Raw genomic sequence first — 19,754 nt, 5'->3', positions numbered from 1 at the left:
ACGGCAGGGCACCGACACCGGTGCGGTTCGACACCCTGCCCCAGACCGCTTTGGGGCTATTACGCCTTAGGCGAGCTCTCCAGTAGGGCCTCTGGCCCCTGCCCTGGTGACCCTGTTCCGGGGGCAGGACGGGGGCCGTTCGGCTCACGCCGCCGGTTGCGGGGCAGTCCGCCGCTTTCGCTGACGTGACGGCGCCGCTGCAATGAGGAGGGCGGTCACGGCCACCGCTGCGCTCAGGATCAGGCCCGGGCGGTACTGTTCCAGCATCGCTGCCGCATCCGCGGCGGCACCGTGGCCGGGCGCAGTGCCGTGGCCGCTGACCAAGGCTGTGGTGACGGCCAGCACCAGGGCGGCACCCACTTGCGTGCTGGTCTGGATCAGTCCGGCGGCGAGCCCCTGCTCAGCATTCCGAATCCCTGCAGTGGCCTGGACGTTGATGGACGGGAAGGCCAGGGCGAAACCAACGCCCAGCAACAGGACCGACGGCAGGATGTCCGTCACGTAATTGGGCGAGGTGCCCACGCGCAGGAACAGCACGTAGCCGAGCGTCAAGGACGCCAATCCCGTGAGGATCAGCCTCGGAGCGCCAAACCTGTCGATGAGCCGGTCCGCGAAGGGTGCGCTCGAGGCCACCAGCAGGCCGGTCGGAAGCAGCGCCAGGGCCATGCCGAGGGGGCTCCATCCCAGCACGGACTGCAGGTAGAGCGTCAGGATGAACTGGAAGCTCAGATACGAGCCGAACAGCCCTACGGCACTGAGGTTGGCCCGGGCCACCCAGCCTTCCTTGAGGATGCCGAACCGGATCAGGGGGTGTTTGACGCGGTTTTCGATCACGGCGAATGCTGCCAGCACGGCTGCGGAGGCCACGAATCCGGCGATGGTTGCCACAGATCCCCAGCCGTTCGCGGGTGCCGAAACCAGCGTGTACACGAGCCCCAGCATGCCGGCAGCGAGGGTCACGGCGCCCCAGACATCGTGACCGCTGTCTTCAGCTTCGCCTGTTGTCTTGCCGACGGAGTCCCGGGGGATGTACTTGAGGCCAAGAATCACGACGGCGACCGCCACAGGCACCGAGACCAGGAAGGTCCAGCGCCAGCTCAGGGCAGTCATGAGCCCTCCGACCACCAGGCCGAGGGAGAAACCGCTTGCACCGAACGTCGTGAAGATGGACACGGCGCGATTGCGTTCGCGGCCTTCCGCAAAGTTGGTGGTGATGATCGAGAAGCCGGCCGGAGCCGTAAATGCGGCGGCCAGCCCCTTGATGAATCGGGTGGCGATGAGGAGGGCGGGGTCATCCACCAGACCGCCGAGGAGGGATGCCGCCGCGAAGACGCTGAGCGCAATAAGGAAGATGCGCCGCCGGCCAAGCAGGTCCGCCATCCGCCCGCCCAGCAGGAGCAGGCTTCCGTAGCCGAGCACGTAGGCGGAGACGATCCATTGGAGGGATTCGGTTCCGAGGTTGAGTTCGGTTCCGATCGAGGGCAGCGCCACGCCGACCATTGATACGTCCAGTGCGTCGAGTGCCAGAACGGTGCACAGGACCAGGAGGAGCATCCATTGAGCACGGGTCCAGCGCACAGGGGCAAGCCGTTCTCCGGCCGATCTTTCAAGGGTGGAAGTTGAAGTCATGGCAACAACTTATATGACGCGTCATTGAATGACAAGGAATATTATGACATGGACTTTTAATTCGTCATCAACTAGAATCGCAGCATGGCAACACCGCAGGACCAACAGCTGGTTGAGCAATGGCGCAGCATCCAGAACACCTATTTCCGCACAGCCGGCGCAATAGATCGCGCCCTGGAAGCGAGGTTCAGCATTGGCCTGACCGAGTTCGAGATTCTGGATTTGGTGGCCGATAGCACGGACGCGGCCTGCCGGATGAAGCAGCTCGGTGAACGCACCCCCATGACCCAGAGCGCCATGTCCAAGGTGGTGGACAGGCTTGAGAAAGCCGGCCTCATCGCCCGTCATTCCTGCGAAGATGACCGGCGCTCACTGTTCCTGGAGCTCACCGACGCCGGCCGCGCCCTGCACGGCGAGGCCGCCGTCGAACACCGCGCCCTGCTCAAGGAAAACCTGGCCTAGGCAGAAATCCGGTCCGCCAGCCTGGGCTGGGCGGCGCGAGCTGCCGGAACGCCGTCGCCGTCCTGGCCGTACAGCCAGTCGTTGTACTGGAAGTCGTTGTCCTTCCGGCTCTTGAAGAGCAGGTTGCGCAGCGTCCGGGCCAGTCCCGAGACGTGCCAGGATTCGCCCCAGATGCGGGCCGTGCGCTGGACCCGGGCAGTGCGGCCGACGCGGAGGTTGTTGAATTCCCGGATGGCGTCGTCCCAGCCTGCCGGATTGACGCCATCCGGGGTGAATACCGTGCCGTTGCTGGCGTCCTGCAGCACTGCCGCGTCTTCGAGAGCCTGGCAGGCGCCCTGGGCAAGGTACTGGAGCATCGGGTGGGCAGCGTCGCCCATCAGCACCATCCGGCCGGCGACCCAGTTTTCGATGGGATCGCGGTCGTACATGGGCCAGCGCATGCTGGTGCCCAGGTTCTTCAGCGCATCCCGGACGGCCGGGACACAGTCCTTGTAGGCAGCCTCAAGCTCGTCCACTCCCCCGTACTGCTCCTCGCCGCGCTCAAAGGAGGCGGACTTGAAGACGGCCACCGTGTTCAGCAGCTCGCCCTTGCGCAGCGGGTACTGCACCAGGTGGCAGTTCGGACCGAGGTAGACGATGACGTCCTCGAGGTCGGCCTTGGGCGTGTTTTCGGTGATGGGTACAGTGCCGCGGTAGGCCACGTAGGCGGACGGCACCGGCTCGTCGCTGGCCACGAGCGGACGCAGGGTGGACTTGAGCCCATCGGCACCGATCACGACGTCGGCATCGAAGTCCACGCCTGCCGCGGTGTGGGCAACGCCCCGGCCGTTGACGGTTTCCACGCTCTCGACCATAACGTCGTTGACCAGCTTGACGCCCGCGGCTTCACAGCCCTCGAGCAGGACCCGGTGCAGGTCGCTGCGGTGGATCACGACGTACGGCGCGCCGTAGCGTTCGGCAAATTCCCCGCCGAGCGTCTGGCGGGTAAGCTCCTCGCCGGTCACGGCGTCACGGAAAACGAGGTGCTTGGGCTGGACGCCGATCTCCAGTGCTTTTTCCAGCAGGCCCCAGCGCCTGAGGACGCGGGAGGCGTTGGGGGCCATCTGCAGCCCCGCGCCCACCTCGCCGAATTCGGGGGCCCGCTCCACGAGCGTGACGTTGGCGCCGTTTTCACGCAGCGCGAGGGCACCGGCCAGTCCGGCCATACCCCCTCCGATGACGAGGACATCGGTGGACGGTACATCGGCAGACGGGGCGTGCTCAGACATTGCTTGCTCCTGTTGGTGAAGGTGAAATAGAGAGTTTTGACTTGAGTTTGAGGCCGACGGCGGCCAGCAGCACCGCCGCGATGGCAGCTGCTCCGGCGAAGGCCAGGAAATTGGAATTGACGCCCAGTCCGGCGGCCAGCAGGAGGCCGCCCACCTGCGGTGCGACAACGGCGCCAATCCGGCCAGTGCCGAGCGCCCAGCCCAGCGCAGTCCCCCGCAGATGGTCCGGATAGTGGCTGGCGACGGCGGCGATGATGAGGCACTGCGTGCCATGCGTACCGACCCCGGCGAGGACCAGCATGAAGTACACGACGCCGACAGGCGGCCCGATCACGAGGACCACCAGCGCTCCTGCGGCGACAGCGGCGGCCGCGATCGCCGTCGGGATCGGTCCGAAGCGGGTGCCTGCCCAGGCCGTGATGACCGAACCGGCCACAGCCCCGAGGTTGAGGGCCAGGGCAAAGGTCAGGGCGGAGCCCAGGTTGTAGCCGGCCAGCTGCATCAGGTTGGGCAGCCAGGTGCCCAACCCGTACCAGGCGAAAAGGGTGGCAATCGTCGCCACGGCGAACAGCACGCTGACCCCCAGGTACGGGGCACGGAGCAGGGAACTGAAGCCGGACGGTTCCTTGACCGTGGCGGCTTTGTCCGGGCCGCCCACCGGGGCCAGCGTTTCCGGAAGGCACTTGAGTCCGAGCGGCACCACGATCACCAGGGCGAGCACTGCCACCAGGAACATTGACTCCCAACCGAAGGCGGGGATCATCTGAATGCCCACGAGAGCAGCGAGGGATCCGCCGATCGGGACGCCGGACATCATCAGGGTGGCAACGGTGGAACGCCATTTGGCGGGCACCAGCTCGGCAACGAGGGCGTTCGCCGACGGCACCAGGCCGCCGAGACCGATGCCGGCGAGAAGCCGCAACGCGCCGAAGACGGCGGCGTTGGGAGCGAAGGCGCACAGGATGGTGAAAATCGAGAAGATGACGGCGCAGCCCAGGATGGTGCGGCGCCTGCCCCACGAGTCGGCCATCCGGCCCGCGAAGACGGCACCGATCATCATGCCAAGGAAAGCCATGGAACCGATGGTTCCGGCGGTCGCCTTTGTCAGGCCCCAGCCGGCCTCCGAAATCAGGGAAGACTGCACCGTGCCGTAAACGATGAGGTCGTAGCCGTCGAAGACCACCAACAGCCAGCAGACCAGGACGGCCAAGGCCGAGCCTTTGGAGAACCGCGGCGCGGTGCCGGGAGTGTCGGCGGCGACGGCCCCGGGTGATGACCGCCGCAGCACTGCAGCGGGAAGTGTGTGATTCATCCCACCACTTTCAGGTGAACGCCAGGCGAAGCACCATACAATTCTGTTGTGCAGAAGAAGCCGGCGTCGACCTCACGCCCAAAACCCGTGCAGAAGCGGCCAACGTATTCCATCGAGGCAGTGGACAACGCCCTGCAGCTCCTTCAACTGCTTCGTGACGGCGGGGCGCTTCGGCTTAAGGACGCTGCAGCGGAGTTGGGCGTCGCCCCCTCCACGGCCCACCGCCTCCTCGCCATGCTGGTCTACCGGGGCTTCGCAGTGCAGGATGAAAACCGCCGCTACGTACCCGGTCCCGCAATGGGGGTCGGGCCGGCCGGGCTCAGCTGGACCAGGCTGCTGCGCGACCTGGCACAACCACACATGGAGCTCCTCTCCGCGCAGCTCAACGAAACCGTCAACCTCATGGTCCGGGTGGGCACCAAGGTCCGCTTCCTTGCCACGGTGGAGGGCGGCAGCGTACTGCGCGTCGGCGACCGGCAGGGAACGGTCATGCCGGCGAACAAAACCTCCGGCGGAAAAGCCATGCTCGCCGAGCTGGAACCTCCGATGATCGAGCAACTGTTCCGCAGCCACAACGCAGAAATCGGCGGCGACACCATTCCGGACACCGAGTACGCCGCCTTCAGCCGCGAACTCGAGGCCATCAGGAACAACGGCTTCGCAGCCAACTTCGAGGGCACCGAAGAGGGCGTGAGCGCCCTGGGCATCGCGCTGCACAACCGGCACGGCACGGTAGTCGGGGCGCTCAGCGTCGCCACGCCCGCCACCCGGTTCCGGCGGGTGTTCGACGACGGTCTGGTCGCCGCCCTGCGCGAGACCTGCCGGCAGCTGGAGATCGACATCGCGGCCAACCCGGCCGAGCCGGACTAAGCCACCCACCGGCAGGGCCCGGACCGTCGTCGGGGATAATTCTGACCAGCAGAATATGCTGGGGCTCACACCCGCGCATCCGTAGGGTCGAACTACGCCAAAACTGTTCGAACCTATCGAGGAGGCCTACGTGTCCATCAGCGCCGAGAACACGACTCATGAATCTGTGGCCGCCAGCCACGCCTTGCCGGAACCGACTCCGGAAGAGGCTGCCCAGCTGGAGCAGCTGTACAAGGACTTCAACAAAGAGAACCTGATCCCGCTCTGGACCGAGATCGGCGACCTGATGCCGATGGTGCCCACACCGAAGGCCGTCCCGCATGTCTGGCGATGGAGCGACCTGTATCCGCTGGCAGCGCGTGCCGGCGACCTGGTTCCGGTGGGCCGGGGTGGCGAGCGGCGGGCCATAGCCCTCGCCAACCCCGGCCTGGCTGGTACCCCGTATGCCACACCGACGCTGTGGGCAGCGATCCAGTACCTGGGCGCCCGTGAAACCGCGCCGGAGCACCGCCACTCGCAGAACGCGTTCCGCTTCGTGGTCGAGGGCGAGGGGGTCTGGACCGTGGTGAACGGGGACCCGGTACGGATGTCCCGCGGGGACTTCCTGCTGACCCCGGGCTGGAACTTCCACGGCCACCACAACGACAGCGATGAGCCGATGGCCTGGATCGACGGGCTGGACATTCCGTTCGTGCACTACGCCGATGCCGGGTTCTTCGAGTTCGGCACCGAGCGCGTCACAGACGAGGCCACCCCGGACATCTCCCGCTCCGAACGGCTCTGGGCCCACCCTGGCCTGCGCCCGCTCTCGGGGCTGGATGACACCACCAGCTCCCCGATCGCCGCGTACCGCTGGGAACACACCGACCGGGCGCTGACCGAGCAGCTTTTGCTCGAGGACGAGGGCCACCCGGCCACCGTCTCCCAGGGCCACGCGGCCGTCCGGTACTCGAACCCGACCACCGGCGGGGACGTAATGCCCACCATCCGGGCAGAATTCCACCGCCTGCGCGCCGGAGCCCCCACCGAAGCCGTCCGCGAGGTTGGTTCCAGTGTGTGGCAGGTCTTCGAAGGCACCGGCACCGCCGTCCTGAACGGCGAAACGAAGACGCTGGCCAAGGGCGACCTGTTCGTCGTCCCGTCCTGGCAGGAATGGTCGCTGCAGGCAGCAAGCCAGTTTGACCTGTTCCGCTTCAGTGACGCCCCCATTTTCGAGCGGCTGAACTTCAACCGCACCTACACCGAAGGACGCAACAAGTAATGAAACTCCTGACACTCCGCCTCTCGAATGAGGGAACAACAGTCACCAGGGCCGTCCGCCAGGACGGTGACAGGCTCACCGAGATCACCGGCTTCGCCGACGTCGGCGAACTCCTGCGCACCCCCGGCTGGGAAGCGACCGCGAAGGCCGCCGACGGCGCAACCCATCCGCTCGAGGGCGCGGACCTCGCCGCCGTCGTGCCCTCCCCGGGCAAGATCATCTGCGTGGGCCACAACTACCGCAACCACATCAAGGAAATGGGCCGGGAAATCCCGGAATACCCCACCCTGTTCGCCAAGTACCAGGAATCCCTGACCGGCCCGAACGACGACCTGGCCCTGCCGCAGGAATCGGACACCGTGGACTGGGAAGCCGAACTCGCCGTCGTGATCGGCAAAAAGGGCCGCCGGATCAGCGAAGCCGACGCCAAGGACCACATCGCCGGGTACTCCGTGCTGAACGACGTGTCCATGCGCGACTACCAGTTCCGCACCATCCAGTGGCTGCAGGGCAAGACCTGGGAGAACTCCACCCCGTTCGGGCCCGCCCTGGTCACCACGGACGAATTCAGCGCCGGCCCCCTGATGACCTCCGAGGTGGACGGCGAGATCCAGCAGAGCACCCCCACCGGCGACCTCGTCTTCACCCCGGAATTCCTGGTCTCCTACATCTCCACCATCATCACCCTGAACCCCGGCGATGTGATCGCCACCGGCACCCCGGGAGGTGTGGGCCACGCCCAGGACCCCAAGCGCTACCTTCAGGAAGGCCAGCTCCTGGTCACCACCATCGAGGGCCTGGGTCAGCTGAAGAACCGCGTGGTCAAGGAAGCCTGATGGTTGCCCGCACCGACCGGACGACTGACCCGGAGCTCCTGCAGGCACTGCTGCAGGCGCGCCGGGGGACGGCGTTCTTCGCCCGCAAGCTCAACGAACTCTCCGACGCCCAGCTCGACGGCGAGTCACTGCTGCCGGGCTGGACCCGCCGCCACATCACGGCCCACATCGGCTATAACGCACGGGCCATCGCGCGGCTGGTTGAGTGGGCGGCAACCGGAGTGGAGACACCCATGTACGCCTCCACATCAGTGCGGGACCATGAAATCAACTTCGGCGCCACACTGTCCCCGATCGCGCTGCGGCACCTCTTCGACCACTCCGCCGTGCACCTGAACGTCGAATGGCGCGACCTGCCCGAGGACGGCTGGCACCACAAAGTGCGGACCATCCAGGGCCGGGAAGTCCCCGCCACGGAAACCGTGTGGATGCGCACCCGCGAAGTCTGGATGCACGCCGTCGACCTCGCCAACGGCGCCACCTTCAACGACATCCCCGCGCCTGTGCTGGAGCGGCTCCTCGAGGACATCACCGGCGCCTGGAAGGCCCGCGGCACCGATGCGGGCCTCCTCATCAAGGTGACGGGCACCGACCTCACCTTCGGGGACACGACGTCGGCCTCCCCCGTGGTGGTTTCCGGCCCCCTGGCCGCCGTCGTCGAGTGGGCCGCAGGCCGCGGCGCCCACGGCGTGACGGCAACAGGCGTCGCCGCCCACGGCGGCGCAGCCACAAACGAGGTTCCGGCCGCCCCGAAGTGGATTTGAGCGTTATTCCGGCAGCGCAGTGGAAAAGCCCCTCGCCGAGGGGGCTTTTCCAGCCTCGAACGACGCCGGCAGCCCGGGCTCTGGACAGCAGCGGCCAAACTTCGTAAATTCTTAACAGTCCCACATCTTTGGTGGGGACCCTTTGGCGCCGGGTGCACGGCGGCAAAGAGCGCCGCTGTAGCCGAACGGTGGCACATTGATGCACCCGCGGAAAGGGCCCGTCATGGCCATCTCGCACTTCGATCGATTCCTTCTCGATGCCACTGTTCCGGATGACACCCACTGCCCCCTGGGAGCGGACTGTCTCTACGGCCTGTACACAAGCTGGTGCCTGTTGCACAGCATCACCCCGGTTGGCGACATCACCTTCCGGTCCGCCATGCAGCGCCGGGGAATCGACCTGCAGAACAGCCGACGGCGGATGATTGGACCCGCCGCCGCTGACTACATTCTGTCCAGCTACCCGGCGACTGCCTGAGCGGGAGCCGAAGTAGGGTCTAAGGTCCCTCGTAGCCGTCGCTACTGACCGGGTGCCCGGTAGGCGGGTGTTTTGCCTACACGGAATCCAGGGCCTTGACGACTGCATCCCGACGCTTTGACCCACCCTCCTGTATCAGGCCTTTGATGCCCTGGCCCACATAGTTTGCTTGGAAGAAATACTTGGACATGGCTGACTTCTGCTCTGCTTATGCCCAGAACACGAACCAATCCGCACGCCCAGAACATCGGAAGAGTGAAGGGTTCTGGAGTTCTCCCCGAGAGGGGTTGTGGGCCGAGTCTCGGCCTGTCCCCTGCGACTGCCAACGGCCGGCGGCCCACGGAAGGGCGCTCTTAGGCGGCGAGGGACCAGAAAACACCGAGGCAGCGCCCTCGCCGGCCTGGGCGAGGGCGCTGCCTGTTTTTGGTTGGTGCCTCCAGGCCCTAGCCGAGGAGGGTGCTGATGAGCCTGAGTGATGAGGCGATGATGGTGATCAGTCCGATGGCGCCGAAGAGGTTGTGCCACCACTTGTTACGCAGCCCGCCCATGACTGCGGTTTTGTTGGCCATGATCAGGATCAGGATGCCCAGCAGGGGGGCGATGAGCACCGTCAGGGACTGGGCGATGACGATGAGTCCGACGGGTGAGGCCTGGAAAGAGATGGTAATGATCAGGCCGAAGGCCAGGATGATGCCGGTGAAGATGCGGGCGGTGGGCGATCCTGCCCTGGCGCCCCGGCCGAGGCCGTCGGACAGCATGGTGCCGCCCGCGGTGGCATTGGCAATCATGGATGAGAAGGCCGCGCCGGAGAGGCCAAGGGCGAAGAGCATGGAGCCGACGGGTCCTGCCAGCGGTGCGAAGATCGAGGCGAGGGCACCGATTGACGTGGCTTCCCCTCCTGTCTGGCCGAGGACTGCGGCGGCCACCATAATCACCAAGGCTGTCATGATGCCGGGGGCGACGATGCCGGGAATGGTATCGACGAGCGTGATGTCCCGGTAGTCGGCGCGGGTGCGGCCGTTTTCCTTGATGCCGTAGGAGGTGTAGAACGCGGCGTTGATGGAGAAGTTCGTTCCCACCAGGGCCACAATGAGGATTTCGCTGCCTGCCGGCAGGGTGGGGACCATTCCTTCGAGGGAGCGGTACCAGTCCGGCTGGGCGACGACTGCACTGGCGACGAAGGCGACCGCCATGAGGGCGACGATGGCCAGCAGGGCTTTTTCGACGATGCCGTAAACGTTGCGGAAGGCCAGGACGAAGGCAACAGCTGCCGTGCAGACGACCGTCCACAGGACCGGAGATCCGCCGAAGACCAGTGACAGTCCGAGACCGGAGCCAACAGCGTTGCCTACCGAGAACATCAGGGTGATCCCAAAGACACCGAATCCGGCCAGCACACCTACCCATTTGCCGAGGTGGTCTTTGATGGATGTGATCAGGGATGTGGGGGTGACGATGCCGAGCCGGACGCTCATGTCAGTAAAGAAGATCATGAGGACGGTGGAGACGGCGATGACCCAGACCAGGGTGTAGTCGTATCGGCTGCCGGCCTGCACGGCGGTGGTGAGGTTACCGGGGCCGAATTGCCAGGCTCCCACCACGAAGGCCGGGCCCATGAGGGCGAGGTAGCCAAGGAAGGTACGGCGCCTGGACGGTGGCGCGGAATGTGATGCGCCGTCGGGGGTGGCCGTCTGCATTGGTTGTTCCCTTACTGCAGAGGCGGTCTTGTTCGGCTCGCGCATGGCGAGTCCTCCTTCTCCAGCTGCGGTGCTGGGGGTCGTCGTTGACCTTATTGGAGAATAAAGCATTTGGATAAGGATGGCGGGCGGGTGCCCGCCATCCTTGGGAGATCCGGGTCTTGAGATTCGGGTCTTGAGAGGTCCGGACAATCAGGCGGGAACGGTGACGCTGCCCAGGTTCGCGGATTTCAGGGCAAGGGCGATTTCATCGCCGGCGCCTTCGGCCAGGGGCAGGAGCGGGGGCCGGACAGTGGCGTGCTCGAGGATGCCGCGGGCGACCAATCCCTCCTTGAGGGCCACGGTGCCTTCCATGTGGGAGCCGCGGTGGTAGACGTTCTTGGTCACCGGCAGGAGGCGGTCGTGGATGGCACGGGCGGCCGCGTAGTCCTTGGCCTTGCCGGCGGCGATGAGCTCCACCAGGGGCTCGGGGGCGAGTCCGCCGTAGCCCACGAGCGCCCCGTCGACGTCGAACATGGTGTGCAGCAGGTACTCGTCGTGGCAGGTGAGGATCTGCAGGTCAGGGAATGTTGCCCGCAGGACGGGAATTTCGGTGTCCCAGCGCTTCATGTTCCGGACGCCATTCTTGGTGGCGAACACGCCTTCCTGGCCTGCGATTTCCAGCTGGGTTTCCAGGTCGTAGGTGGCCTTGGTGGCGTCCGGGTACTGGAACAGGATCAGCGGAAGGCCGGACGTTTCGTAGATTTCCTTGTAACGGGTCTGGGGTGCGCCCTTCTGGTAGCCGAAGCGGAGCCACCCGTGTGACGGGTAGACCAGGCCGGCCTCGGCACCCGCCTCGACCGCGCGCTTCGCTTCCAGGGCAGCGACAGTGTTGCCCTCACCGGTGATGCCCGCGATGATCGGCAGTTCGCCGTTGACGGCGTTCTTGAACTCCCGGATGACGAGTGCCTGCTCGTCCTGGGTCAGGAAGGTCCCCTCGCCGGCGTGGCCCAGGACCACGAGGCCCTTGACTCCTTCAACGCTGGCCAGCCAGCCGCCGAGGCGGTGGATCGCGTCGACGTCGACGCTGCCGTCACGGTTGAACGGGGTTACAGGTGCGGGAACGAGCCCGCGAAGATCGATGGTCATGAGAGCTTCCTCTGTCTTGTGGATCGGTAGTCCCGGCAGGATGTGAGAACGTTTGCGGGAACGTTTTCATTCTGCGACGTGGTCCAGCTCACTGTCAAGGGGCAAGTTCCGAACGAGGAGGAAATAGAGTGTCTACTAAGACCATCCCGAACAGGAGAATGCGCATGGAACCGGCTTCCCCAGGCACGAACGTCACCCTCCGGGACGTCGCGGCCGCCAGCGGAGTGAGTCTTTCCACCGCCAGCCGCGCGCTGGACGAGCGGGGCACAGGATCGCGGTCCGCGGCAGCTGCCCACGTACGGAAGGTGGCCGAGGAGCTCGGATACCGCCGGAACTCCTTCGCTTCCAGCCTGCGCAGGGGTGAAACCCGGACGCTCGGAGTGCTTGTGCCGCGCCTGAGCGACACGGTGATGGCATTGATGTTCGAGGAATTGGAACGCGCTGCAGCGGCCCGCGGCTACTTTGCCATGGTGGCTACCAGCGGGGACGATCCGGACGACGAACGCCGCGCGGCGGAAACCCTCCTCGACCGGAATGTGGACGGCCTCATTCTGGCCACGGCCCGGCTCGACGACGAGCTCCCGCGGCTGCTGCGGAAGCGCGGCGTGGCCCATGCCCTGGTGCTGCGCACCGACGGGGAGAGCCCATCGGCGCTCGGGGACGACGAAGTGGGCGGTTACCTGGCCGTACGCCACCTCACCGACCTGGGACACCGCGATATCGCCGTCGTCACCGGTCCCGCCTTCACCTCCACCGGCATCGCCCGGCTCGCCGGCGCCCGCCGGGCAATGGAAGAAGCAGGAATCGCGGCGCGGGACGAGTGGCTGATCGCCGCCGGCTACGGCATTGAAAACGGATATACGGCAGGGCAAAACCTGCTGGCGGAAACCACCGGAAGGCGTCCGTCCGCCATATTCGCTGCGAACGACAACATTGCCATGGGGATCATGGCAGCTGCCCACCGATGCCACGTCACCGTCGGAGCAGACCTCGCGCTCGTCGGCTACAACGACATACCGCTCGCGGCGATGCTCCCCACTCCCCTGTCCTCCGTTCGCGTCCCCTTGGACCAGATTGCCGGAACCGCCATTGATCTCATCGTCAACCCCGGCAAGGAGCCTCGGATACGCCGGGCCATGCCCACACTCATTCCGCGCGAATCCAGCGGCGCACCAAGGCACGCCTGAGCCGAATCAGCACAGAACGCCACGTCCTGATACGTATGAGGCTGCTGCTACGAGTGGTGCCGCGTGCTAACTCAGGTAGTGGCCACTCAGGAGCCCCGGGAGCCCGCTGCCTAGACTAGGCCCATCGCGCCGGATCGGGTGGCGCTGACAACAGGCCGAGTCAGTCCCACCCCGTCCAGTGCTGCGCAAGGCGGAGCCGATTCAGTCGTAGGGGGTACCTGTGCCGCTGCCAGCGACAGATCAACGCGTCCAGGCATCACGCGACGCGCACTCTCATCCGCCTCCTCCGGGTCGGCGGCGGGCAGCCGTGGGGCTGATGATCGGGGCGGCGGTTTTTGCGGCCCTGATGGCGCTGCGGATGCTGGCACCGGCGGGAGGGGGAAGCACCCGCCTGGCGGATGCTGCCCGCGATTTTGTTTCACTGTCGATCAGCGTGGTTATCGAATCCCTCCCGTTCGTTTTCCTTGGCATCGTGCTCTCGATCGGAGTGCAGATCTGGTTGCCGGATGGGTTCCTTCTCCGTCGGCTCCCTGCGAGTCCGGCTCTGCGGCGGCCGATCCTTTCCCTGCTGGGCATGCTGCTTCCGGTGTGTGAATGCGGGAATGTTCCGCTGGCCCGGGGGCTGATCGTCCGGGGACTGACCGTGCCCGAATCCATGACGTTTCTGTTTGCTGCGCCGATCCTGAATCCGATCACCATCATCACCACCCAGCAGGCATTTGGCTGGGACAACGGGATCCTCATTTCCCGGATTGCGGGCGGCTTCCTCATCGCCAACCTGATCGGATGGATCTATAGCCGCCATCCCCGACCCGAGGCCCTGTTGACGTCCCGGTTCCAGGAGGAGTGTTCCCTCGAGGACCATGCCGGGCAGGCCACGGGAAGGGTGGGACGCAGCATCCAACTGTTCGTCCGGGAGACCGGCGCCATGCTGCCGGCGCTATTCATCGGTGCCGGCATCGCGGGCCTGATCCAAGTGGGGGTTCCGCGCGACGTACTGGTCTCGGTGGGGAACAGCCCGGTCTGGTCCGTCGCGGCGCTGATGGTCCTCGCGTTTGTTGTGGCGGTGTGCTCCAACGTGGACGCCTTCTTCATCCTGTCCTTCGGCGCAACGTTCATGCCGGGCTCCATCGTGGCGTTCCTGGTTTTCGGACCGATGATCGATGTGAAGATGCTGGCCCTCCTTCGCACCACCTTCACGGCGAAGACACTCCTGCAGCTCACCGTGGTAGTGGCGCTGTGCTCCGCCGCCCTGGGATTGGGGGTCAACTATGTTCTATAGGCGGCTTCTTGACCGATGGCTGGGCGTGCTGCTGAGCATCATCGGGGTGGTTGCCACCCTGTGGCTGGGCTTCACCGGGCAGCTGGCACTTTACATCCATCCGCGGTACTTCGTGTTCACCATCGTCATGGCCGTGGTCGCGGGGCTACTGGCGCTGGCCGCGTTCGCCCTGGTTCCCGACGGCCCGCACACGAACGGCCACGCGCACGCCGACGGCCCGCACGCTCACGGGGACGCGCACGGGCACGCCGACGGGGACGCCCGACCCGGCAACCGCCACTGGAGGCGGCTCGGAACGGCAGGGAGCACACTGATCGCGGCCGCCGCCGTCGTAGGACTCCTGGTCCTGCCACCGTCCACGCTCAGCAGCGCGACGGTCACCCAGCGCGACCTCAATGGTTCCGCATCGACGCTCTCGGGAAACGCAGCGGCGGAACTCATGGGTGCCGATTACGCAGCGTTCACGATGAAGGACTGGATATCGCTGCTGCGACAGGGAGTTGGCGAGGAATTTCTGGCCGGCAAGACGGCAACCGTCACCGGGTTCGTCACACCGGACAAGAGCGACCCGGAGAACGTGTTCTTCGCGGCCCGCTTCGTCGTGACATGCTGCGCTGTGGACGCCCAACCGATCGGCCTGCCCGTTTACGCCCCGGGCTGGCAGGACCGGTTCGAAACGGACAGCTGGGTCACCGTATCCGGCGGCTTTCGGACCAACCCCAGCCAGGCCAGCGATCAGGCTCTGGTGATGGTCCCCGACTCCATCACCCCTGTTCCGGAACCGGACTCGCCGTATGTCTACTAAGCGCTCCGCGGCCCAGCGCAAACGCCCCCTTCCGGTCAAACGCCCCCCGGCACCTGTCCGACGGCGGCGCGGGCTCCCGTTCGCCGTCCGCCTCCGTGGCACGATCGCGCTTCTCCTCGGACTCTGCGCGGCCCTCACGGCCGCGAATATCGTCTCGGAACCACGCCCGAACGCCGTGTCGGCGCTGGAAGGAACGGCCGGCACAGCCGGTTTCGAGCTCTACACGCTCGAACGCGACACAGGGTTCGACAACGCCGGGAAGAAAAAGCCGGACGCCGTCCGGGGAACCAACATCGCCGATTCGGGCGACGGCGCCGTCATCCTAACCGCCCCCCGTATCCAGGAATATGCCGCGCTCCCCACCGTCCTCGCCGCCGTCACGATCAATGACGACGACACCAGCTCCCTTGAAATCGTTCACCTCTCCGGCGGACAGGAAACCCTGGTGCCGCTTCCTGGAGCCGGCAAGGTTGAGCTCCTGCACGCGGCGTCCAAGAACCTCATCGGCTTCGCCTTCTCCAGCGCTCCGCCGTCACAGCAGCACTGGAAGACCCTGTTCGTCTACGACACTACGGACCCTTCCACCCCGCCGCGGGAAATCCACGGCCCCGATGGAAAGCCCGTATCCGTCCTGGAGTGGGACTTCGTTCCGGACACTTTCTCACTCGTGGTGCAGAACGCTTCCGGAGCCATGTTCCTCGTTGATGCCCTCCGCACCGGAAAACCCGCGCCGCTGGGCCTGCATGCCGAGTTTCGCGGCTTCATTCCGGGAACCCGGGAAATTTACGTCGTTGACGCATCATCGGACCCCACGGACAAGCTCGCAAAGAACCTAAGCATCGATCTGAGCAACGGGACCGTCCGCCCGCTCGACCTCAAGGCAGTCGTCCGAAGCGACAGGTCGTGGCCGGGCGCCACGGTGCTCCTCAACGGAAGCGGACGGTACGCCCAAAGCATCAGCGAGAACACCGCAGGCAAGGTGACATCCGTCCTCACAGCGACCGACGCAACGGGCTCAGAGACACTCTTCCAGCCCGACCCCGCCTGGTCACGGATCGATGGCTACTGCCTCTCGCCGGACGGAAAGTTCATGGCGGTGGAAGCCACAGCGCCCGAAGGTACCGCCGACCGCTACCCGGTCCTGCCTGCCCATTCACCCATGCGGACCGAGATCATTGAGCTGGATACCGGCAGGCACACCCGCACCCTCGCGGGATTCCTCCCGAGCTGGTGCAGATAACAACCACGGCCGGGTATCGGAGGACCGTCGCAGGCCACTTGTAAATGCGAACCATTCTCATTTAGAGTGATGGAATGCTTCTAACAGTCGTCAGTTCCCTCGACACCCTCTGCCGCCAGCGCGCCTGCGAGATGTTGACCGCCGCGCACCCGGCGGCACTTCTCGTTGTGCATGACCTGCTGGACGACGGCGTCGTTGTCCGCCGCGTCTTCGGCCCCGACACGCCGATGGACCGGGAAGAGAACAGCTTGGAGCACGGATGCCTCAGCTGCACCGTACGCCTCGACGTGGTCCCGACAGTTGAACGCCTGCTGGCCCGCGGTGCCGGGCACATCATCATCGCGCTGCCTCCGGCCGTCCCCGCCGCGGCAGCGGTCAACGCGCTGAAGCAGGGTCTGAACAGCCGCTTCACCGTCGGTTCAGTGATGCTGGCATGCGCTCCGGACACCTTCGAGGACCAGATCTGGGACCATCACACCCTGTTCGAATCCGGATTCACCCCGACGCCGGAGGACCAGCGCACGCCCGGGGAGTTCCTCATTGGTGAACTTGCCTTCAGCGACACTGTCCTGCTGGCCGATCCGCTGCTCTTTCCGGTTGACCCGGACCAGCGCGCCCGCGGCGAGCAGCTCCTTGGTGAGCTGGCACCGCATGCGCGCCTCACTGACGGCGCCGACGTCGAACGTTGCGGCAACCACGACTATGCCGAGGCGGTGGGGAGGACCGTCCCGGGTTCCGTGCGCATCCCGGCCGGGGCCTCGGCGTCGCCCTTCGTCACTGTCACCCAGAGAGTCCGGCGCCCTCTCCACGCGGAAAGGTTCCGGGACGCACTGGCAGCCCTGGCCGAAGGGTGCTGCTGGCTGCGCGGCCGGCTGTGGATCGCCACAGCCCCCGGCTGCAGGATTGCCATCCAGGGAATCGGGCCGCGCGTCTGGCTCGAGAACACCGGGCCCTGGCTGGCCGACCAGACGTCCCAGCCCTGCGCCGGCCGGGCAACTGACAGTGACGCCTACCTTGACTGGCACCCCGAATTCGGCGATCGCGGAACCGTAATCGCTGCAACCGGTGAGCACCTCGACCCGGCGGAAATAGCCAGGCTGCTCGAGGACTGCCAGCTCACCGACGCCGAAATGGACGCCTGCCCCGCCGACCTCCCTGACCCGTTCGACTTCAGCCTGACCTCGTAACCGAGGCAAACCGCCCCCATCACAGCACCCAACCAAGTAGGAGAAACCCATGAAAGTACGAAACTCACTGCGGGCACTGAAGAAACTACCCGGCGCGCAGATCGTGCGGCGCCGCGGCAGGACCTTCGTCATCAATAAGAAGAATCCCCGGATGAAGGCCCGCCAAGGCTAGGTCCGCCCGGCTGCCGGCCGCCGCCCTCAGGTGTCCAGCGACGACCCGAGCTCGGCCTCGGGACCGGGCACGCCGCCCACGGCCGCAACCAGGCGTTCCCGGGGCCGGCTCAGGTGCTCATCCAGGAAGGCGCTGGCAGCCGCCCCATCACCGGCCCCGATGAGGTCGAGCAGGTGCTGGTGCTCCCGGACAATGCGTTCGGGCTGCACCAGCTCCAAACCCTGCACCTGCGCCATGCAGAGCCTCACCTGGGAGACGAGCGATTCATACATGCGGCTGGTCCGCGGGCTGCCGATACTGTCCACGAGCGCCATGTGGAACCGCATGTCCGGCTCGACTGTGTCCAGGCCGGAGCCGGAGTCAATCCGCTCCAGGTCCTGCTGGGCTGCGACGGCGGCCGGCGGCACGCTGCGCGACTCTGCCAGCTCGAGCAGCACAGCCTTCTCCAGCCGCGCCCGGGTGAGGTAGATGTCCCTCACGTCATCCGACCCCAGCGTGATGACTTTTGCGGTCTTGTTCGTCCGACGTTCCAGCATCGACTCTGCGACCAGCTTTTCTATTGCCGCCTTTGCGGTGGGCCGTGCCACTTCGTACCGGGCGGCCACATCCGTCTCGGTAAACGCTGTGTCCGCCGGATACTCCCCGCGCAGGATCTTTGAACGGATATCGTCGGCAATCGCCTGCACGGCGGATACGGTCATCAACTGCACTGCCACGGCACTCTCCTCACGTTCGGAGCAACCGCTATGCCGCCCCGAAGCACAAGACTACCCGCTAAGCATGTGTACTTGCTAGACAATACTCATGAGACCATGTGTACTTGTTAGACAATCCAGGGCCGACAAGGGCCAAAATCCAATCCAACGACCCCACCGGAGGCTTGAGCATGCTTGAATCCGCCAACACCACTCACGGAACCGACGATCCCCGGGCCGAGGGCCTGCCGGACGCGACGCAGCCTCTTCGTGTCCTCATCGCACCGGACAAATTCAAGGGCTGCCTGACCGCGATCGGCGTTGCCGAAGCCGTCCGTTCAGGCATCGAGTCCGCGGCGGGCGGCACCCGACTGGAGGTCACCGTCCTGCCACTGGCCGACGGCGGGGACGGCAGTGTCGAAGCGGCGGTCTACGCCGGCTCCCGGCCGCGGACAGTGGAGGTGACCGGTGCTAACGGAGAATTGACGACGGCGCAGATCGCATTTGACGGGACCACCGCCGTCGTCGAGGTGGCCGGGACATGCGGCCTCGGCACTCTTCGGGGCCCGTTGCGCCCGCTGTCGGCGTCCAGCCGCGGGCTGGGTGAGGCGATCCTGGCCGCCGCCCGACTTAAGCCGGAGCGCATCGTGGCGGCTCTGGGCGGGAGTGCCAGCACCGATGGCGGCGCCGGAATGCTGGCCGCGCTGGGTGCGGTGTTCCGGGATGCCCCCGGGAACACTGTGGAACCTGACGGCGGTTCGCTGGGCCGGATCGCCCAGGTAGACCTCAGCGGCATTTTCGATTTCAACGGAATCCCAATTGTTGGTGCCAGCGACGTCACCAACCCGCTCCGCGGGCTGCAGGGGGCAGCACACGTTTTCGGGCCGCAGAAGGGGGCGGATGCTGCCCAGGTCGCGCTGCTGGACCGCGGACTGGACGGCCTGGTCAATGCCTGCAGGCCGCTTCCGGAGACCGACGCCGATGCCCTCGCCGAGACACCCGGTGCAGGCAGCGCCGGAGGCATCGGCTTCGGACTGCTGCTTCTGGGCGGATCACTTGTCTCCGGGGCGGACTACTTCCTGGACCTCCTGCGCTTCGATGACCTTGCAATCCGGGCCGATCTGGTGGTGACCGGGGAGGGCCGGCTCGACGCCCAGACGTCCGACGGCAAGCTCATTTCCGCCGTCTGCGCACGCGCCGCGGGCACTCCGGTTTGGGCCGCTGTCGGCACGTCGATGCTCGATCAGGAAGCCGCCCGCAGTCTGGGCCTGTCCGGGGTTGTGGCGCTCACGGACATCACTCCCCTGGACACCTCCAAGGACCCCGACCTGGCGACGGAAGCCCTGAAACTGGCCGGCCGAACCATTGTGCAGCAGGTCAGGGCTCACGGCCCGGCCTTAGCCGCCGGATAGCGAAAAACGGATCAGCGCCGAGCGGCGGTTGCGGACGTTGAAGACCACAACCGCCGCGGGTGCAGGCCG

At 66.0% G+C, this 19,754-nt stretch carries 19 protein-coding genes; 13 read left to right on the top strand and 6 right to left on the bottom strand.

The window, feature by feature from the left end; translation table 11 throughout:
• Nucleotides 1-144: 144 nt before the first annotated feature.
• Entirely contained in the window at nt 145-1,629 is a 1,485-nt protein-coding gene (locus J2805_RS01675; RefSeq protein ID WP_309968161.1) for an MFS transporter, read from the bottom strand.
• An 84-nt stretch (nt 1,630-1,713) separates the two neighbouring features.
• On the opposite strand from J2805_RS01675, the gene J2805_RS01670 reads away from it, so the two are divergent.
• Entirely contained in the window at nt 1,714-2,091 is a 378-nt protein-coding gene (locus J2805_RS01670; protein WP_309968158.1) for a MarR family winged helix-turn-helix transcriptional regulator, read from the top strand.
• Here J2805_RS01670 and J2805_RS01665 read toward each other — a convergent pair.
• Nucleotides 2,088-3,359 (bottom strand): FAD-dependent oxidoreductase, encoded by a 1,272-nt coding sequence (locus tag J2805_RS01665; RefSeq protein ID WP_309968155.1) that lies wholly within the window; start codon nt 3,357-3,359, stop codon nt 2,088-2,090. The genes J2805_RS01670 and J2805_RS01665 overlap by 4 nt on opposite strands.
• On the bottom strand, nt 3,352-4,671 hold the full coding sequence (locus J2805_RS01660) for an MFS transporter (RefSeq protein ID WP_309968153.1): 1,320 nt from the start codon (nt 4,669-4,671) through the stop codon (nt 3,352-3,354). The genes J2805_RS01665 and J2805_RS01660 overlap by 8 nt, the downstream gene beginning before the upstream one ends.
• Nucleotides 4,672-4,719: 48 nt before the next feature.
• On the opposite strand from J2805_RS01660, the gene J2805_RS01655 reads away from it, so the two are divergent.
• The 5 genes from J2805_RS01655 (at nt 4,720) to J2805_RS01635 (ending at nt 8,880) form a co-directional block, all read left to right on the top strand.
• The gene (locus J2805_RS01655; RefSeq protein ID WP_309968150.1) at nt 4,720-5,541 is read left to right on the top strand and encodes an IclR family transcriptional regulator; all 822 of its coding nucleotides are present in this window, start codon (nt 4,720-4,722) and stop codon (nt 5,539-5,541) included.
• Nucleotides 5,542-5,671: 130 nt separating this feature from the next.
• The gene (locus J2805_RS01650) at nt 5,672-6,802 is read left to right on the top strand and encodes a cupin domain-containing protein (protein ID WP_309968146.1); all 1,131 of its coding nucleotides are present in this window, start codon (nt 5,672-5,674) and stop codon (nt 6,800-6,802) included.
• Nucleotides 6,802-7,638: a fumarylacetoacetate hydrolase family protein gene (locus J2805_RS01645; RefSeq protein WP_309968143.1), complete on the top strand. Its 837-nt coding sequence runs from the start codon at nt 6,802-6,804 to the stop codon at nt 7,636-7,638. Before J2805_RS01650 ends, J2805_RS01645 begins: the two co-directional genes overlap by 1 nt.
• A complete protein-coding gene (locus tag J2805_RS01640) occupies nt 7,638-8,402 on the top strand; it encodes a maleylpyruvate isomerase family mycothiol-dependent enzyme (protein WP_309968140.1) in 765 nt (254 codons plus the stop codon). The genes J2805_RS01645 and J2805_RS01640 overlap by 1 nt, the downstream gene beginning before the upstream one ends.
• A gap of 223 nt (nt 8,403-8,625) precedes the next feature.
• The gene (locus J2805_RS01635; protein WP_309968137.1) at nt 8,626-8,880 is read left to right on the top strand and encodes a hypothetical protein; all 255 of its coding nucleotides are present in this window, start codon (nt 8,626-8,628) and stop codon (nt 8,878-8,880) included.
• Nucleotides 8,881-9,323: 443 nt separating this feature from the next.
• Here the strand turns inward: J2805_RS01635 and J2805_RS01630 are convergent, their stop codons facing one another.
• Nucleotides 9,324-10,622, bottom strand: a complete 1,299-nt coding sequence (locus J2805_RS01630; RefSeq protein WP_309968133.1) for an Nramp family divalent metal transporter — start codon at nt 10,620-10,622, stop codon at nt 9,324-9,326.
• Between the two features lie 147 nt (nt 10,623-10,769).
• Entirely contained in the window at nt 10,770-11,705 is a 936-nt protein-coding gene (locus tag J2805_RS01625) for a dihydrodipicolinate synthase family protein (RefSeq protein ID WP_309968130.1), read from the bottom strand.
• A gap of 164 nt (nt 11,706-11,869) precedes the next feature.
• On the opposite strand from J2805_RS01625, the gene J2805_RS01620 reads away from it, so the two are divergent.
• From J2805_RS01620 to ykgO, 6 genes are all read left to right on the top strand, one after another.
• Complete coding sequence (locus tag J2805_RS01620; protein WP_309969073.1) at nt 11,870-12,892, top strand: LacI family DNA-binding transcriptional regulator; 1,023 nt, start codon at nt 11,870-11,872, stop codon at nt 12,890-12,892.
• Between the two features lie 316 nt (nt 12,893-13,208).
• Nucleotides 13,209-14,174, top strand: coding sequence for a permease (locus tag J2805_RS01615; protein ID WP_309969070.1), 966 nt, complete (start codon nt 13,209-13,211; stop codon nt 14,172-14,174).
• Nucleotides 14,175-14,199: 25 nt separating this feature from the next.
• On the top strand, nt 14,200-14,979 hold the full coding sequence (locus tag J2805_RS01610; protein ID WP_309968127.1) for a TIGR03943 family putative permease subunit: 780 nt from the start codon (nt 14,200-14,202) through the stop codon (nt 14,977-14,979).
• Nucleotides 14,969-16,219 carry a hypothetical protein gene (locus J2805_RS01605; protein ID WP_309968124.1) on the top strand — a complete coding sequence of 417 codons (1,251 nt, stop codon included), beginning with the start codon at nt 14,969-14,971 and terminating at the stop codon, nt 16,217-16,219. The genes J2805_RS01610 and J2805_RS01605 overlap by 11 nt, the downstream gene beginning before the upstream one ends.
• Before the next feature lie 74 nt (nt 16,220-16,293).
• Nucleotides 16,294-17,406, top strand: a complete 1,113-nt coding sequence (locus J2805_RS01600) for a GTP-binding protein (RefSeq protein ID WP_309968121.1) — start codon at nt 16,294-16,296, stop codon at nt 17,404-17,406.
• 49 nt (nt 17,407-17,455) lie between these two features.
• A complete protein-coding gene (gene ykgO, locus J2805_RS01595; RefSeq protein WP_307050472.1) occupies nt 17,456-17,578 on the top strand; it encodes a type B 50S ribosomal protein L36 in 123 nt (40 codons plus the stop codon).
• 26 nt (nt 17,579-17,604) lie between these two features.
• On the opposite strand, the gene J2805_RS01590 is transcribed toward ykgO, so the two are convergent.
• Nucleotides 17,605-18,294, bottom strand: coding sequence for a GntR family transcriptional regulator (locus tag J2805_RS01590; protein WP_309968114.1), 690 nt, complete (start codon nt 18,292-18,294; stop codon nt 17,605-17,607).
• A gap of 170 nt (nt 18,295-18,464) precedes the next feature.
• Between J2805_RS01590 and J2805_RS01585 the strand changes: the two genes are divergently transcribed.
• On the top strand, nt 18,465-19,685 hold the full coding sequence (locus J2805_RS01585) for a glycerate kinase (RefSeq protein ID WP_309968112.1): 1,221 nt from the start codon (nt 18,465-18,467) through the stop codon (nt 19,683-19,685).
• Nucleotides 19,686-19,754 lie beyond the last annotated feature (69 nt).

Source organism: Arthrobacter oryzae, assembly GCF_031454875.1.
GTDB classification, from domain to species: Bacteria; Actinomycetota; Actinomycetes; order Actinomycetales; family Micrococcaceae; genus Arthrobacter; species Arthrobacter oryzae_D.
Note: the sequence above shows the minus strand (reverse complement) of the source record. Positions and strands in the feature narration are given on the sequence as shown.

Excerpts from the sequence above, each read along its gene's own strand:
- J2805_RS01675 (WP_309968161.1), bottom strand. The coding sequence starts at position 1,629 with ATGACTTCAACTTCCACCCTTGAAAGATCGGCCGGAGAACGGCTTGCC.
- J2805_RS01670 (WP_309968158.1), top strand. The coding sequence starts at position 1,714 with ATGGCAACACCGCAGGACCAACAGCTGGTTGAGCAATGGCGCAGCATC.
- J2805_RS01665 (WP_309968155.1), bottom strand. The coding sequence starts at position 3,359 with ATGTCTGAGCACGCCCCGTCTGCCGATGTACCGTCCACCGATGTCCTC.
- J2805_RS01660 (WP_309968153.1), bottom strand. The coding sequence starts at position 4,671 with ATGAATCACACACTTCCCGCTGCAGTGCTGCGGCGGTCATCACCCGGG.
- J2805_RS01645 (WP_309968143.1), top strand. The coding sequence starts at position 6,802 with ATGAAACTCCTGACACTCCGCCTCTCGAATGAGGGAACAACAGTCACC.
- J2805_RS01640 (WP_309968140.1), top strand. The coding sequence starts at position 7,638 with ATGGTTGCCCGCACCGACCGGACGACTGACCCGGAGCTCCTGCAGGCA.
- J2805_RS01635 (WP_309968137.1), top strand. The coding sequence starts at position 8,626 with ATGGCCATCTCGCACTTCGATCGATTCCTTCTCGATGCCACTGTTCCG.
- J2805_RS01630 (WP_309968133.1), bottom strand. The coding sequence starts at position 10,622 with ATGCGCGAGCCGAACAAGACCGCCTCTGCAGTAAGGGAACAACCAATG.
- J2805_RS01625 (WP_309968130.1), bottom strand. The coding sequence starts at position 11,705 with ATGACCATCGATCTTCGCGGGCTCGTTCCCGCACCTGTAACCCCGTTC.
- J2805_RS01620 (WP_309969073.1), top strand. The coding sequence starts at position 11,870 with ATGGAACCGGCTTCCCCAGGCACGAACGTCACCCTCCGGGACGTCGCG.
- J2805_RS01615 (WP_309969070.1), top strand. The coding sequence starts at position 13,209 with ATGATCGGGGCGGCGGTTTTTGCGGCCCTGATGGCGCTGCGGATGCTG.
- J2805_RS01605 (WP_309968124.1), top strand. The coding sequence starts at position 14,969 with ATGTCTACTAAGCGCTCCGCGGCCCAGCGCAAACGCCCCCTTCCGGTC.
- J2805_RS01600 (WP_309968121.1), top strand. The coding sequence starts at position 16,294 with ATGCTTCTAACAGTCGTCAGTTCCCTCGACACCCTCTGCCGCCAGCGC.
- ykgO (WP_307050472.1), top strand. The coding sequence starts at position 17,456 with ATGAAAGTACGAAACTCACTGCGGGCACTGAAGAAACTACCCGGCGCG.
- J2805_RS01585 (WP_309968112.1), top strand. The coding sequence starts at position 18,465 with ATGCTTGAATCCGCCAACACCACTCACGGAACCGACGATCCCCGGGCC.